This window comes from Mucilaginibacter aurantiaciroseus, assembly GCF_024055595.1.
Classification (GTDB): Bacteria; Bacteroidota; Bacteroidia; order Sphingobacteriales; family Sphingobacteriaceae; genus Mucilaginibacter; species Mucilaginibacter aurantiaciroseus.
In genome coordinates, this window is record NZ_JAMXOF010000003.1 from 565983 (window position 1) to 581169 (window position 15187).

Annotated in this window: 15 protein-coding genes; 12 read left to right on the forward strand and 3 right to left on the reverse strand. The window is 41.3% G+C overall.

Going from position 1 to position 15187, the window contains the following annotated elements:
• On the reverse strand, positions 1–417 hold the full coding sequence (locus NAF17_RS15840) for a 6-pyruvoyl trahydropterin synthase family protein (protein ID WP_252759016.1): 417 nt from the start codon (positions 415–417) through the stop codon (positions 1–3).
• 77 nt (positions 418–494) lie between these two features.
• Here NAF17_RS15840 and mqnB point away from each other — a divergent pair, with 77 nt between their 5' ends.
• Genes mqnB through NAF17_RS15855 form a run of 3 tightly spaced genes read left to right on the forward strand, consistent with a single transcriptional unit; the run spans position 495 to position 2447 of the window.
• Positions 495–1154: a futalosine hydrolase gene (gene mqnB, locus NAF17_RS15845; RefSeq protein WP_252758985.1), complete on the forward strand. Its 660-nt coding sequence runs from the start codon at positions 495–497 to the stop codon at positions 1152–1154.
• Entirely contained in the window at positions 1154–1591 is a 438-nt protein-coding gene (locus tag NAF17_RS15850) for a hypothetical protein (RefSeq protein ID WP_252758986.1), read from the forward strand. Before mqnB ends, NAF17_RS15850 begins: the two co-directional genes overlap by 1 nt.
• 4 nt (positions 1592–1595) lie before the next feature.
• The gene (locus tag NAF17_RS15855) at positions 1596–2447 is read left to right on the forward strand and encodes a menaquinone biosynthesis family protein (RefSeq protein WP_252758987.1); all 852 of its coding nucleotides are present in this window, start codon (positions 1596–1598) and stop codon (positions 2445–2447) included.
• Positions 2448–2589: 142 nt separating this feature from the next.
• Here the strand turns inward: NAF17_RS15855 and NAF17_RS15860 are convergent, their stop codons facing one another.
• Positions 2590–3819 (reverse strand): TlpA disulfide reductase family protein, encoded by a 1230-nt coding sequence (locus tag NAF17_RS15860; RefSeq protein WP_252758988.1) that lies wholly within the window; start codon positions 3817–3819, stop codon positions 2590–2592.
• A gap of 60 nt (positions 3820–3879) precedes the next feature.
• Positions 3880–5019 (reverse strand): acyl-CoA dehydrogenase, encoded by a 1140-nt coding sequence (locus NAF17_RS15865; RefSeq protein WP_252758989.1) that lies wholly within the window; start codon positions 5017–5019, stop codon positions 3880–3882.
• Positions 5020–5634: 615 nt separating this feature from the next.
• On the opposite strand from NAF17_RS15865, the gene NAF17_RS15870 reads away from it, so the two are divergent.
• From NAF17_RS15870 to NAF17_RS15910, 9 genes are all read left to right on the forward strand, one after another.
• A complete protein-coding gene (locus NAF17_RS15870) occupies positions 5635–7689 on the forward strand; it encodes a M13 family metallopeptidase (RefSeq protein WP_252758990.1) in 2055 nt (684 codons plus the stop codon).
• Positions 7690–7794: 105 nt separating this feature from the next.
• On the forward strand, positions 7795–8418 hold the full coding sequence (pnuC, locus tag NAF17_RS15875) for a nicotinamide riboside transporter PnuC (RefSeq protein WP_252758991.1): 624 nt from the start codon (positions 7795–7797) through the stop codon (positions 8416–8418).
• Between the two features lie 9 nt (positions 8419–8427).
• Entirely contained in the window at positions 8428–8991 is a 564-nt protein-coding gene (locus NAF17_RS15880; RefSeq protein WP_252758992.1) for an AAA family ATPase, read from the forward strand.
• 110 nt (positions 8992–9101) lie between these two features.
• The gene (locus NAF17_RS15885; RefSeq protein ID WP_252758993.1) at positions 9102–9662 is read left to right on the forward strand and encodes an RNA polymerase sigma factor; all 561 of its coding nucleotides are present in this window, start codon (positions 9102–9104) and stop codon (positions 9660–9662) included.
• The gene (locus NAF17_RS15890) at positions 9659–10231 is read left to right on the forward strand and encodes a hypothetical protein (RefSeq protein ID WP_252758994.1); all 573 of its coding nucleotides are present in this window, start codon (positions 9659–9661) and stop codon (positions 10229–10231) included. The genes NAF17_RS15885 and NAF17_RS15890 overlap by 4 nt, the downstream gene beginning before the upstream one ends.
• On the forward strand, positions 10206–11573 hold the full coding sequence (locus NAF17_RS15895) for a hypothetical protein (protein WP_252758995.1): 1368 nt from the start codon (positions 10206–10208) through the stop codon (positions 11571–11573). Before NAF17_RS15890 ends, NAF17_RS15895 begins: the two co-directional genes overlap by 26 nt.
• An 85-nt stretch (positions 11574–11658) precedes the next feature.
• A complete protein-coding gene (locus NAF17_RS15900; protein WP_252758996.1) occupies positions 11659–12432 on the forward strand; it encodes a TerC family protein in 774 nt (257 codons plus the stop codon).
• Between the two features lie 606 nt (positions 12433–13038).
• Positions 13039–14436 carry a S41 family peptidase gene (locus NAF17_RS15905; RefSeq protein WP_252758997.1) on the forward strand — a complete coding sequence of 466 codons (1398 nt, stop codon included), beginning with the start codon at positions 13039–13041 and terminating at the stop codon, positions 14434–14436.
• A 79-nt stretch (positions 14437–14515) separates the two neighbouring features.
• The gene (locus NAF17_RS15910; RefSeq protein WP_252758998.1) at positions 14516–15127 is read left to right on the forward strand and encodes an RNA polymerase sigma-70 factor; all 612 of its coding nucleotides are present in this window, start codon (positions 14516–14518) and stop codon (positions 15125–15127) included.
• Positions 15128–15187: the final 60 nt, after the last annotated feature.

Consider the following 15187-nt stretch of genomic DNA (forward strand, 5'->3'; position numbering starts at 1 on the left):
TTATCCGCCAAAGTATTCGGCAGAGTTGTTTTCTGTTTCGTACAATTTTACCGAGTGCAGAAATACGCCCGGATAAGCCTCGATGGGGCCCTTAAGCTGGTTGAATATGCCAATGGTTAGCAGCTCGGTAGATGCCATCATGCCCTTCATAAATTCAACATCTAAATTGATGTTTTTATGATCCAGCTTTTCAATCACATACTCGTTTATAATCACCTTAAGGTCTTTAAGATCCATCAGGTAACCTGTAGCGTGGGTAACTTCGCCCTTTACGGTTACAAACAAGTTGTAGTTGTGGCCATGCCAGTTTGGGTTGGCACATTTGCCAAAAACCTCATTGTTTTTCTCTGCGCTCCATTCCTCGCGGTACATGCGGTGTGCTGCGTTAAAATGTTCTTTGCGCGTTATGTGTATCATCATAGTAATTAATGGTGCAAATATACAAAACAAAAACAGGCGAGTTGTTTTATCTTAGCTGTCAAAAAACAGCATTTATGCGCATATTATTTGTAGCGGCGACTTCTTTTGAGGTTGGAAGTTTGTTTGAGAGCGGAGATATTGGAGAGAAGAACGAAAAGAAAACCCACCGCACACATCTCTCCCCGCACCAATCAGTATTAATAACCGGCGTTGGCATGGTTGCTACTGCTTATGCACTTGGCCTCGAACTGGCAAAAAACCAATACGACCTGGCTATAAACCTGGGTATTGCCGGTTGCTTTGACCGCGGCATAGCCCTTGGTGATCTGGTTGAGATCACTCATGATACCATAGCCGAACTTGGTGCGCAGGACGACGAATCCTTTTTGCCGATAGCAGATATGGGCTTTGGCGAAAGCGTTTTTAAAGCGAGTAAACCATTGTCGGATATTTACCCGGATGCTGGTTTAAAGCAAGCTACAGCCATTACCGTAAACACAGTGCACGGACACAAGGCATCTATCCAAAAAATACAAAAACGGCTCAATCCACAAATAGAAAGTATGGAAGGCGCGGCTTTCTTTTACGCCTGCCGCGAAGCCGGGGTGCATTGTATGCAGATCAGGGCTGTGTCAAATTATGTAGAAAAACGTAACCGGGATGCATGGCAGATAGGTTTAGCCGTTAAAAATCTAAATACATTTGCTGTGAATTTATTAAACAACTTAAAATAATGGGTGCTTTTAAATTTGACAAGAACATAGGATTGGGCATAACCCTCGTGATTGTATTGTTCAATGTTATTTTAGACCGTTATTATGCACCGGCAGGTATTACGCTTACACCTGTTGTAATAGTGGCAATAGCAACTTTGGTAAGCTTAAATAAAGATAAATATAGCCCGTTTTTGCATGTGGCAATTGTGTATTTGCTTATAGCATTAAACGATATCGGAATAAAACTATACGGCGGTGGTATACATGACTGGGAGGGTTTAGGTTGGATACATATGATGCTTTTTATAGGTTTACTTCCTTGTTTTATATTATTGGCGATTGGAATTAAAGCAACAAATTTTATTGATCGACTTCCCCTTTTACTTTTTATTGCGCTCATTATATTCCACCTAACTGCTTTTGGCAAACTGGGTTTAGGAAGATTTTATATATGATACTATGAAACTTACCATCGGCTTTTCGCCCTGCCCTAACGATACTTTTATATTCGACGCGCTTATTCACCATAAAATAGATACTGAAGGCCTATACTTTGAAGTGTTTTATGATGATGTGGAAACCCTTAACCAAAAGGCTTTTCGCGGCGAACTTGATATTACCAAATTAAGTTATCATGCCTTTGCTTATGCGGCAGATAAATATGTGTTGCTGGATGCCGGTAGTGCTTTAGGTTTTGGCGTAGGCCCGATGCTGATTTGCAAAGGGAGCGCTGAAGAATTAAAAGAACGACTTGAAACGGGGGATAGAACCCTTAAAATAGGCACCCCCGGCAAATATACCACTGCCAACTTTTTACTTAGCCTGGCTTATCCGGATGCCATCAATAAGCAAGAACTGGTTTTCTCGGATATTGAGAACGCCGTATTAGAAGGCCGTGTTGATATTGGGTTGATCATCCACGAAAACCGGTTTACTTACCAGGATAAAGGCCTGTACAAAATAATAGACTTGGGCGACTACTGGGAAAAACGCACCGGCTGCGCTATTCCACTTGGCGGCATAGTAACTAACCGTAACTTGCCATCAGATATTCAGCATAAAATAAACAAGGTGATAAAACGCTCAGTCGAGTTTGCTTTTGCCAACCCAAAATCAGGCTTAGAATACATCCGTTCGCACGCGCAGGAAATGAGCGAAGAAGTGATGTACAAACACATTGGCCTTTATGTAAATAAGTTCTCTGTTGATTTGGGTGTGGAGGGTAAAAAAGCCGTAAAGCTACTTTTTGATACAGCACTGGAGAAAGGTATTATTCCCGAGGTGAGTGAGGGCTTGTTTCTAAACCCTTAATATTTGTCGTCCCGAACGTAGTGAAGGATCTATTATTTAACTTTACAACTGCCAACGGATATCTGTTATTTGATACTTCCTTATTGCTAGCCATAACAATACAACTTTGGCTTCCTCTCCTTTGGAAAGGGCCGGGGAGAAGTTATTCCGCCAACAAATCATCCGTCAACTTTTCAAACTCGCTGATGAAATTCGTATAATGGTCGCCTGTACCCGGGCCGCTAAAGCCGGTGTGGATTTTGCGGACATCGCCCTTTTTATCAATAATGATAGTAGTTGGGAAGCCTACAACTTTGGTAAGCATCGGCAGGCTTTTGGCTGTTTCTACTTTGTTATTGGTGTAGCCGGTTATTAGGATAGGGTATTTAATATCAAACCTGTTATTCAACTGTGCCAAAGATTTTTGCGATTTGGCAAAATCTGTTGTACGCTCATATGCCAGGCCAATAACTTCTACATTGCGGGGCTGATACTTTTTATAGTAGTTGACCATGTAGGCTGTTTCATCCATACAGTTAGGGCACCACGACCCCATGATCTGCACAATAACCACCTTGTTTTTAAAACGCTCATCATCCAATGAAACCGTTTTGCCGGTTAAATCTTTGAAGCTAAACGCCAGTTTTTTGTAACCCGGTTTTAATGCGGATAGGGAGTAAGCATCAGGTAGTTTGGCGTTCTCGTTGCGTACAGCTGTCCAAACATCTTTTCCAGTTAGGCCAGAAAAGAATTTACCATCGGTTAAGGTATTATCATCTTCGATATTTGCGGTGAACAGGAATGCATGCCCGCCATCAAAGCAGGAAAGGTAGAGGCTATCGCCGCTTACGGTGCCTTCTAAAAAGCGGTAATCGCCTGTAGTGGTCAGGAAGGTTCCAGTAACTTTTTGGCCAACCTGTTTAAATTCGCCAATTGTTGTATCGCGGGCTGTGCTATCGCCAATTAAGGCGGTCCAGCGGCCGCTAACATTGTAGTTAGTTTTGGCAGGAGTTTTAAAAAAGCGCCATGGTGTACCGGCCGTCGCGGTAAAGCCCATTGGTACATCACGGTCGCCTAAGTGCCTTATATAATGGCCGGTTAATTTGCTGTCGGCTTGCTTCAACCTAAATTCCGAATCAAACAACGGCATTTTTATGAATACCGAATCGCCTTTGCCAGTAACATTCGTTACCTTAAAGTGCTCTGTACTATTTATAATAGCCAGTGTTTGCTTACCGCCGGCATTGGTCACTTCAAAGTTAAAAGCAATCTCTTTTTTCGCCGTAGTTTTCAAAACACCTCGCCAAATACCTGTTTGTAATTTGGTTTGTGCCGGTGCTATATGGATAAGCGAGGTAACAAGCACCGCGCTAAATAATATCTTTTTTATCATGGCAGAAAAATAGTCTACTAATTTTATATACTTTTTTCAAAAGTAATAAATGTAGCCAAACTATTTCAACACCCCGCGCGATATGACAATGCGCTGAATTTCGGAAGTACCCTCGTAGATCTGCGTAATTTTAGCATCGCGCATCAATCGCTCCACATGGTATTCTTTCACAAAACCGTAACCGCCGTGAATCTGTACTGCCTCGACCGTAGTACGCATTGCGGTTTCTGATGCAAACAGTTTAGCCATTGATGCTGCTTGCGCATAAGGTTGGTCATTATCTTTTAACCAGGCAGCGCGGTAGCAAAGTAAGCGGGCGGCCTCAATTTCGGTAGCCATATCAGCCAGTTTAAATTGAATGGCCTGCAAATCAGCCAGTGTTTTATTAAAGGCTTTTCGCTGTTTAGCGTACTGTACCGATAGCTCGTAAGCCCCTGATGCAATACCTAATGCCTGCGAGGCGATACCTATACGGCCACCTTCAAGCGTAGCCATCGCAAACTTGAAGCCGAAGCCATCTTCGCCAATACGGTTCTCTTTGGGTACTTTAACATCTGTAAACATTAGCGAATGCGTATCAGACCCACGGATGCCCAGTTTATTTTCTTTGTTGCCAACGGTAAAGCCCTCCATACCTTTTTCAACGATAAGGGCGTTAATACCACGGTGCTTTTTACTGGAATCTGTTTGAGCCATTACGATATAGGTAGATGCCGTGCTGCCGTTGGTGATCCAGTTTTTGGTGCCGTTAAGCAGGTAATGGTCTCCCATATCAATGGCGGTAGTGTGTTGCGATGTAGCGTCAGAACCGGCCTCGGGTTCGCTAAGGCAAAACGCGCCTATTACCTGGCCTTGCGCCAAAGGCTTTAAATATTTTTGTTTTTGCGCTTCGTTACCATACTTTTCTAACCCGTAACAAACCAGCGAATTGTTTACCGATACCACTACTGATGCTGATGCATCAACTTTAGAAAGTTCTTCCATTACAATAGCGTAAGATATGGCATCCATCCCACTACCGCCATACTCAGGTGATACCATCATGCCTAAAAAGCCCAGCTCTCCCAACTTTTTAATTTGTTCGGCAGGGAATTTCTGGTGTTCATCACGTTCTATCACGCCGGGCTTTAGTTCGGTTTGTGCAAAGTCGCGCGCCGCCTGGCGTATCATTAAGTGTTCTTCGGTTAGTTCAAAATGCATACTGTAAATGTAAAACAAATTTATATTAATACTATGCACGCATAGTATTAATATAAACACAAAAAAAGGGAGCTCTTTTGAAGCTCCCTTTTCCCCTAATTAATTTAAACTATTGATTAAACCCAAAATAAAAGAACATATTCATCTCAACTTGGGCAACTGAGAATTCACTTAAACCTTATTAACAAATTGAAAAATTTTTCATAGGTAGATGATATATTTTTCGAAGATGTATGCAGGACCGCTTAGAATTTAACAAAAGCTAAGCCATAATTTAAAAACGATAAAAATATTTGAATAAGCCGCTATTAAAAATATTCCAAACAGGAAGATTGCACAATAGTGTAAAATCTACTAATATTATAGGATTTTATTTTATATTCTGATTGTTAAGTGTTTATGTTGAATTATGGAGTTTAAACATCATTTATTTCTATCCTAAATAACGTAGAAATACGTGTTTTTCCGTTTTTGTAAAAAGATTAATAATTTTTTGCTTTAATGCTTCATTAACCCCACTTTTAATGAAAATTACTTAAAAATTGGTGTATAGTATATTACAATATTCTGTTTTTATATACACACGCTGTATTTATTTTTAGACAAATAATCGAAATGACCATAAAAAAGAACAAGATTTTTGCCATTTTGGCTTTTGTTGTTGGCGCAATATTGCTATGCGCTTGTAAAGACAAGAATAAGATCTACACCGAGCAGGATGTGCTGATCCATAACATCGATAAAAGTGTTAAGCCCGGCGATGACTTTTTTCAATATGCAAACGGTGCCTGGTTGGAAAAGAACCCTATACCCGGTGCGTACTCTTCATGGGGTATTGGCAACGTGGTGCAGGAAGATTTGCGCAATAAGCTAAAAAAAATAAACGAAGATGCTCTAAAAGAAAAGGCAGTAAAAGGCACCAATACGCAAAAGATAGGTGATTTTTATTTTAGCGGTTTAGATACGGTTATCATTAACAAGCAAGGCTTAAGCGCCTTAAGAGATGAGCTGGCTAAAATTGATCGGGTAACCGATGTGAAAACCTTATTAGCCGAGTTTGCCCATTTGGGAAATATTGGCGTAACTACGCCTATAGGTGCCTACGCCGGGCAGGACGAACGCAATAGCGAAAAGGTAATGATGCAGCTTTACCAGGGCGGTATCGGGCTACCAAACCGCGATTATTATTTTAATACCGATGAACATAGCGTTGCTATACGGAACGATTACCAGCAAAAGCACCTTCCTGCCTTATATAAGCTGTTAGGCTTAACGCCCGATGCTGCTTTGGCTGCAACTAAAAAAACTTATGCTTTAGAAAAGTTTTTAGCCGATAGCTCCCGTAAGCTGGAAGACCTGCGCGACCCATATCACAACTATAACAAAATGCCGTTAGCTGGTTTAAGTAAACTCGCCCCGGTTATCGACTGGAAAATAATTTTTGACCAAATGGATTACAAAAAGGTTGATACTGTTATTGTTGGCCAGCCAGAATACTACTGCGCGGTAAACAAAGCACTTGCGGTTTATAGTATTGATGACTGGAAAAATTACCTGCGTAAAAACCTGGCAGACGATTTCGGCGCGTATTTGAGCAAGCCCTTCGAGGATGAGAACTTTCGCTTTTACGGCACTGTGATCTCGGGTAAAAAAGAGAAATTGCCCCGCTGGAAACGTGTACTGGATACCGAAAGCGGACTGATGGGCGAAGTGCTTGGGCAGATATTTGTAAAAGAATACTTCCCCGAGAAAACCAAGAAACGTTATGTAGATATGGTTGAGGCCGTACGCACTTCCTTTGGCGAGCACATTGATAAACTGGACTGGATGAGCGATGCAACCAAAGCTAAAGCACATACCAAGCTGGCTAAAGTATATCCTAAAGTTGGGTTTCCTGATAAATGGAAAGATTTTTCCTCGTTGGAGATCGACCGTAACTCGTACGTGCAAAACGTTATCCGCGGCAATATCTACTGGCATAAGCTTAATGCGGATAAATTGGGCAAACCGGTTGACCGTACCGAATGGGGGATGACGCCACAAACCTATAACGCATACTACAATCCATCAAACAATGAAATTGTATTGCCTGCCGCCATATTTATGTTGCCTTGGGCCCTGGACGAAAATATAGACGACGCGGTAGTTTACGGTTACGGCGCAGCATCAACTATCGGGCACGAAATTACCCACGGCTTTGACGACCAGGGCCGCCAGTACGATGAAAAAGGGAACTTGAAAGCTTGGTGGACGCCGCAAGATTCAACCAAGTTTGCACAGCGTGCAAAAATGCTTGCCGACCAGTTTAGTGGCTACACCGTTTACGGGTTGCACATTAACGGCAAAGCTACCCTTGGAGAAAATATTGCAGATCTGGGTGGTATCGTTATCGGCCTGGATGCTTTCAAAAAAACAGACCAGTATAAAAACGGCAAAGCTATAAATGGCTTTACCCCGGTACAGCGCTACTTTTTAGGATATGCGTTGGGTTGGTTAGGGCAAGACAGAAAGGAATCCCTCTCAAGCCAAGTCCTTACTAATGAACACTCACCCGGCTTTATGCGTGTAAACGGTCCGTTTACCGATGTGCCCGAATTTTACCAGGCATTCGGTATAAAAAAAGGCGATAAAATGTGGCTGGATCCCGATAAGCGGGTGAAGATTTGGTAGAAGCCCCACCCAAACACTCCCCTTAAATAAGTGATTTAACTGTTACAGAATAATAAAATCTCCCCTTCTGGGGGAGATTTAGAGGGGGCTTATTATATTTACATCATGCAAATCATCTACACCTTGCAACAATGGTGGCAGCATCAAACCTGGCAAGAACTTACCGGGGTTGTAACAGGGCTTGCATGTGTGTACCTGGCTGCAAAAAATAATATTTTAAACTGGCCCGTCGCCATTATCAGCACAGTATTATACATTTACATTTATCATAAAGCTGCTCTTTATGCCGATATGCTGCAGTACGTTTACTTATGCCTTACCAGCATGTACGGCTGGTATAACTGGAGCCGCCACCCCGAGGTTGAGGACAAAACGCCAATCGTATCCATCACCCCCAAACAAATGTTATACGCGGCGGTGTTTGTATTAATACTTACACCAGTGCTGGGTTATACGTTGATCACTTTCACACAAAAACTGAATTATCGCCCGCCGGCTTATCCTTATATAGATAGCTTTTGCACGGCATGTAGTCTTATAGCCCAATTTTTTTTAACGCGTAAAATTATACAGAACTGGCTGATATGGGTTTTTGTTGATATTATATATACTGTTATCTATTTTAAAAAGGACTTACAGATAACTGCATTCATGTTTTTTATATTAATTATAATTGCAGCCCTTGGCTACCGCGACTGGAAACGGGAATATAAAAAGCAGCTTTATTAACATTATCTGATGACTAAATCTGAAACAGAACATTCAACTCCCGATATAATTAAAATAGCTGTTGTTGGTCCCGAATCTACAGGCAAATCTACCATGTCGGCATTTTTGGCGGAGCATTACCATACCGTTTGGGTACCCGAATATGCCCGTGGCTATTGCGAAAAACTAACCGAACCACCCACATGGCAGGACGAGATCAATATGTTTCACGGTCAGCTGGCCTTAGAAGCAGCGATATTGCCAAAGGCGAATAAGCTGCTAATCTGCGATACCACTTTTATCACTGTAAAGATCTGGAGCGAAGAGATCTTCGGCAAAGCACCGCAGGAGGTTATTGATGAGTTACCCAAACACCTATACGACTTATACCTGCTATTAGATATCGATTTGCCCTGGCAGGATGACCCCTTGCGCGATTTCCCCCATATGCGCGAACACTTTATGGATATATGGACCAAGGAATTAAATGCCCTTAACGCAAATTATATTACCATATCTGGCACAGGCGAAGATAGATATGCAAAAGCCGTTGAGGCGATAGACAGTTATCTGAATCAGAATTTACGTAATTAAATAATTTTTAAAATATCCATATAACATCCTGTAAATTCTGATCTTTTTTCAGCCCTCCGTGCAACGTTACCAAATACCCTGCGTCATTTAACTTGAAACCTGTCAATATTTTGGAAGCCGTATACGTAGATAAACATTACAACCTGGTGGTTGAGTGTAAGCAGGGCAGTAAAAAAGCCTGTTATGAGTTGTACAAGCTACACTCAAAAGCGATGTTAAACGTCGCCTTTAGGATAGTGGGCAACATTGCCGAGGCGGAAGATGTTTTGCAGGAATCTTTTACAGATGCTTTTCATAAGCTTAAGGATTTTAGGCAGGAAACCACTTTTGGGTTGTGGCTTAAACAAATTGTGGTGCACCGCGCTATAAACCTTTTACGCAAACGTAAAATAGAGTTTGTTGAGGTTGAAGACGGTCATCTGGATAATGTACCCGATGAAGAACCATGGGACGACGAAAATGTACAATACCAGGTAGTACAGGTTAAAGAAGCAATGAAAGAGTTGCCCGAAGGTTACAGGATGATACTATCGCTCTACTTATTAGAAGGGTATGATCACGAGGAGATAGGCCAGGTACTAAACATATCAGAAAATACATCAAGAACACAGTTTTTGAGAGCTAAGAGGAAACTAAGCGACATATTAATAAGAAAGGGAATTAAGAAATGAGCAAGCGGTTAGAAGATTTAATGAAAAACAATAGGGCGGAATTTGACGACCTGGAACCACGTGCCGATATATGGAATAAAATTGCCATAGAGCTCGACGCATGGGAGGAACAACAGCCAACCATAAAAAAGCGCGAAGCAAAAACTTTTTCGCTGGGCTTTGTGCTAAAGGTAGCCGCAACGGTTATTGTAGTGATGGGTTTAGGGTTTGGCCTGTATTTAAAAAATCAAAAACCGGCAGGGATAGACCTCGCCGATATTAACCCCACCTATGCCAAACAACAGGTACACTACGCCTCGTTGATAGAGAGCAAACGTACCCGGCTAAAATTGGTTGCCAAATTTGACCCGCAGCTATACAACGAGTTTAACGCGGAACTTTTAAAGATGGACGCCAACTACAAAAAATTGAATATTGATTTAGCAACCAGCCCAAACCAAGAGCGTGTTTTACGTGCAATGATCCGGAACTTGCAAATACAAACCGAGGTGCTAAATCAGCAATTGAGCGTTATTGAACAGTTTAATCAAAGTAAAAAGGATCATGAAAATAAAAAAAAAGATATTTAAGCAAGGCCTGCTTGCTGCTATCGCAGTGTTGGCTATTTGCAGCACCGTTGTTGCACAGGAAACTCCTGTACAACCACCTTCGCTACCACAAGCACCCGAGGTAACCACTCCTAAGATCGACTCGAAAGAGTTTAACAAAAAGATGGACGATCTTAAAGTTAAAATGCGCGATCTTAAACAAAAGATGAAGCAGAAAAACTTTAATGCGAACAAGGATATGGCCTTCGCTTTTAAAGATTTTGACAAGAATTTTAGTGAAAGCTTTAAAGTGTTTGACAAAACGTTTACTGAAAGCTTTAAAGATCTCGGCAAAAACTTCGCCGGCAACTTTAGTGATATGGCCCCAAAATTTTCTGGAGCGTTCAAAAACTTTAATGGGGTAAGATATAGTAATAGTAACAACCTTAACAGCGACGAATACAAAGAGAAGCTTGCCAATGGCCAGATAATCGAAAAGATTAAAAACTACAGCAAAACTTACAGCGTTGATGGCAACGATGTGTTACAAATAAGCAATAGCTTTGGCAAAATTGTGGTAAACACTTGGGCCAAAAATGAATTTAAGGTTGATGTGCAAATGAAATTCGGATCGGACGATGAGGATTACGTTAATAGTATGATCAACGGTTCAAGCATCAGCGATAGCAAAGTAGGCTCTATTGTATCATTCAAAACCAACCTTGCCCGCAATAACGGCAGCAATGGTGATAACCATATGGAAGTTAACTACACCGTTTACATACCCGCGGGCAATGCCGTTGATATCACCAATAAGTTTGGTAATGTTATCCTACCCGATCTGAGTGGTAAAGCAACGGTGCATATATCATACGGTACATTAAACGCGCAACAGCTTTTAAGTAAAGATAATGATATACGTGTACGTTTTGGCGATGCTAATATTGTAACCTTTAATGGCGGCAAACTGGATGTAGGCTACGGTAAGGTTAAAGCGGGTACAGTAAGCAATGTAACCGCAATCATATCGTTCGCGGGTTTTAGTGCCGACAGATTAAAAACTTTTGCCGATATCAATATCAAATATGGCGACGGGTTTAATATTGGCGCTATAGACAGATCGGTACGTAACCTGACTATTAATGCATCATTCACCAAAATCAAGCTAGACTTTAAAGGCGCCGATAGTTATAATTTTGATGTTGTAACTAAACTGGGCAGTTTTAATTATAATAACGACAATATAAAGGTAACCGCCAAAACGCCCTCTGACGAAGATAGGGACTGGTCGTCGACAACAACATACAAAGGCTACATTGGCAAAAGCAATAGTGATGGCAAAATTGCTATCAACGCAAGCTATACAGACGTGCGCTTTTATTAAAAACTATTGAATCTATCATAAAAGTTATACCCCTGCTATAAACGGCAGGGGTTTTGCTATTATTAAGGCATACATTTACACCTGCATGGAAATATTAACCGACCCGGAAGCGTGGGTATCGCTTATCACACTAACCGTTTTAGAAATTGTTTTGGGTATTGATAATGTGATCTTCATATCTATATTATCAGACAAGCTCCCAAAAAAGCAACAGGAAAAAGGCCGCAAACTGGGTTTAGCCATGGCTATGATAACCCGCGTTTTATTATTGCTTACCATTACCTGGGTGATGAAGCTGACGGCGCCACTGTTTAGCGTGTCGGGTATATTTAACATTACCGATCCCGAGTGGGTAGAAAAACTGGCCATATCAGGCCGTGACCTGATATTGATAATAGGAGGTTTATTCCTGATCTATAAAAGTACTGCCGAGATCCACCATAAAATTGAGGGGGATGAAGACGGGGCTAAGAATGTTAAACCACATTCTTTTTGGGCTACCATTTTTCAGATCATGCTGCTGGATATTGTATTCTCATTAGATTCGGTTATTACTGCAGTGGGTATGGCTAAACACGTCGAGATCATGGTAGCAGCCGTAGTGGTTGCCGTTGGTGTGATGATGTGGGCATCAAGTAGTGTGGCAAGCTTTGTAAACAAGCATCCAACTGTAAAAATGCTGGCCTTGTCATTCCTGTTGTTAATAGGCGTATCATTATTAGCCGAGGCATTTGAACAGCATATCCCTAAAGGATATATCTATTTTGCCATGGTGTTCTCCATTTTGGTAGAGATGCTGAATTTGAAGATGCGCACAAAACGTGCAAAGAGCGTTAAGGCTGTGCCTACGAAGAAATAAAAAACTAAACGTCATTGCTGTAAAGGTCAACTAATTCGGTAACAGATTTAGCTTTATAAAATAAAAGCTAAATGTTATGCAGGACATAAACAACGACCTTACCTTAAAAAACCGAATTTTATTAAAAAAATACCGTTTCCTTATTGGTGAGTATGAACAAGTAAAACGCGGCGAACACCTACCTTTATGTTTGTTAAGAATTTCTATTCTGCCCATGATACCGATTCAAGAGCGTTCCTGAAGTATTATAACCTTTTTAAGCATTCAGGAAATGAACGTGACTTGTTACCGGGCAAACGTGGTCCTAAATAGGGTAGCCGCAGGCCCTCGCCTGAACGATCAGGAAAATTTCATAGATCTTGTGCTTAGGATTGACGATCGAATTTCAGTATTTCTCGTTATCTGTAAACGAGCTTACAAGCAGAAAATTATTTTTTTTAATAATACGGATAGTCGATGGTAGGGCATTTAAAGATGGTATCATCTTTACAAAACACACGCTCAATCCCTAATCATCCTTATTTGCAAAAATATGAGTTTTTAGTTGAAGGCTCTTATTTAATGATTTGTTAACAATACTGCATTAGTTTTGTAAAAACAAACCAAATGCAGTTTCCCTTACTTGCTCAAAAAAGGTTTTTCCTATACCTGGTCCTTTTCATTCCTTTGATCCAAAGCGCCTGCAAAAAGGACACTAATAACAGGCCTGATTATCCGGCAGGTTCCAATGAAAATGCCAATACCTGGATACTGGATAGTCTTAAACGTTATTACTATTGGAATGCGGCGATTCCTTCTAATCCTGATATCAGTGTAAAACCGCAGAACTTTTTTGCTTCTCTGCGCAATCCGGCTGACCGGTTTTCTTATATGGTTATCCCCAATGACCCATCAACCTATTCGCCCAGCAATAAAAGTTTTGGTTTTGACTACAGCACCGTCCAGGAACAAAGCACTGGAAAGGTGATCGGAATTGTAAAATTAGTACTACATGAGTCCCCGGCTTCCAGGGCAGGCCTGAAACGTGGGGATTATATCCGCAAAATTAACGGTCAGCAACTCACCAAGGCCAATGCAGTTACTTTGCAGCAGGAAATCCTTAAAAGCACACATTTTTCTTTAGGGCTGGCAGAATTGACCGGAAGTGCCTGGACAGATACCCGTTCAGTAGAAGTAAGCGCAGGAGTTATATTAGATCAGCGCGAGAATAGTAAAATTATAGAAACTCAAGGTAAAAAGATCGGCTACCTCTATTTCCATGACTTCAGCCCCGGACTGGCAAGTTCTTTAAAAACCACATTTGCAAGTTTTAAAAGTGCGGGGATAACTGAACTTATTCTTGACCTGCGCTATAATTCAGGCGGGCAGGTTGCTGAGGCCGCAGGTCTAAGTGCAATGATCGCCGCAGGAATCAATTATGATATACCTTTTATTACTTATAAAGGGAACAGGAACGGCGGTGCCAGAACAGAATCGATTGGAAGTGCCGCGACATTTGACGGTACGGTAAATTTTAATGCCTTATTACAGAATAACCTGGCCTTAACACGAATCTGTATTTTGGGCACAGCGGCAACAGCTTCAGCGTCAGAGGTAATGATAAACAACCTGAAGCCCTATATGCAAGTGGTGCTTATCGGCGAAAAGACCAGGGGAAAAGATGAAGCTTCTTTTGCAATTTTTGATGCACGTAACCCCAAGCAGGTACTATGGGAAATGCACCCTATCATTTACAAATTATTTAATACCGCCGGGAAAGGCGGGTATAGCGCAGGAATCAGCCCGGACATTATCGTTAACGAAATGGATGTCCTTCCACTTTTGCCTTTTGGGGATGAAAATGACCCTTTGGTAAAAGCAGCAATAGCTCGTATTACCGCTATAGCCAGGGTCGCAGTATCCGGTTTACCAAGCGTGAAAACAGGGGCAATGTTTTTCAGAACGGTTTTAACAGATACACGGAAACTGGCCGCAGAAAACAGTATAGTCATTACCCATCGGTGAGCAACTTTCAATAGTCTTAAATATTTAACAGTCAGTTAATATTGATCCCCTAACTTTCCACCATCCAACCTCATAATCTATGAAACAAGAACTGGAAAGTTTTAACCATGAACAAGTACTTGATCTGGTACGCTCAGGAAATAGTGATGCCTTTCATGAACTATATCGCCGGAACAGGAATAGAGTAACTGGTTTTGCTTATAGATTTCTGCATAACAAGGAGGAAGCAAAAGAGCTTACGCAGGAAGTATTTGTCAGCCTTTGGGAAAACAGAAAAAAAATAGATGCGTCTAAAGCACCGGAAGTATTGCTGTTCGTCATGGTTCGGAGTAGGTTCTTGGATTCCTTAAAACGAAAAGCAAGACAATTACATTACCTTGAAAACAAAATTCATGAGGAACCTCATCTCTGCTCGACGGATAACTATATCGATTTCAAGGACTGTGGCAACATCGTTTCAAAGGCTATCGAAACGCTGCCCAAGCAGGCTAAAATTATCTACCTGTTAAGCCGGGATAACGGGTGGTCGCATAAGGAGATTTCCGAACATATGAAGCTTTCAAAAAAAACTGTGAATAACCAGATTACAAAATCTACCCGCCATATACGCCACTATTTTATGCATTTTTCTCCTGAAACTGCATTATCAGCAATCTTTTTTCTGCAGGCTTTTCTTATTGATTTTATTTAATAACACCTATATCTTAATCTGCTAAATATATTTTAATTGCCCTTATGGGCATTTTCCATT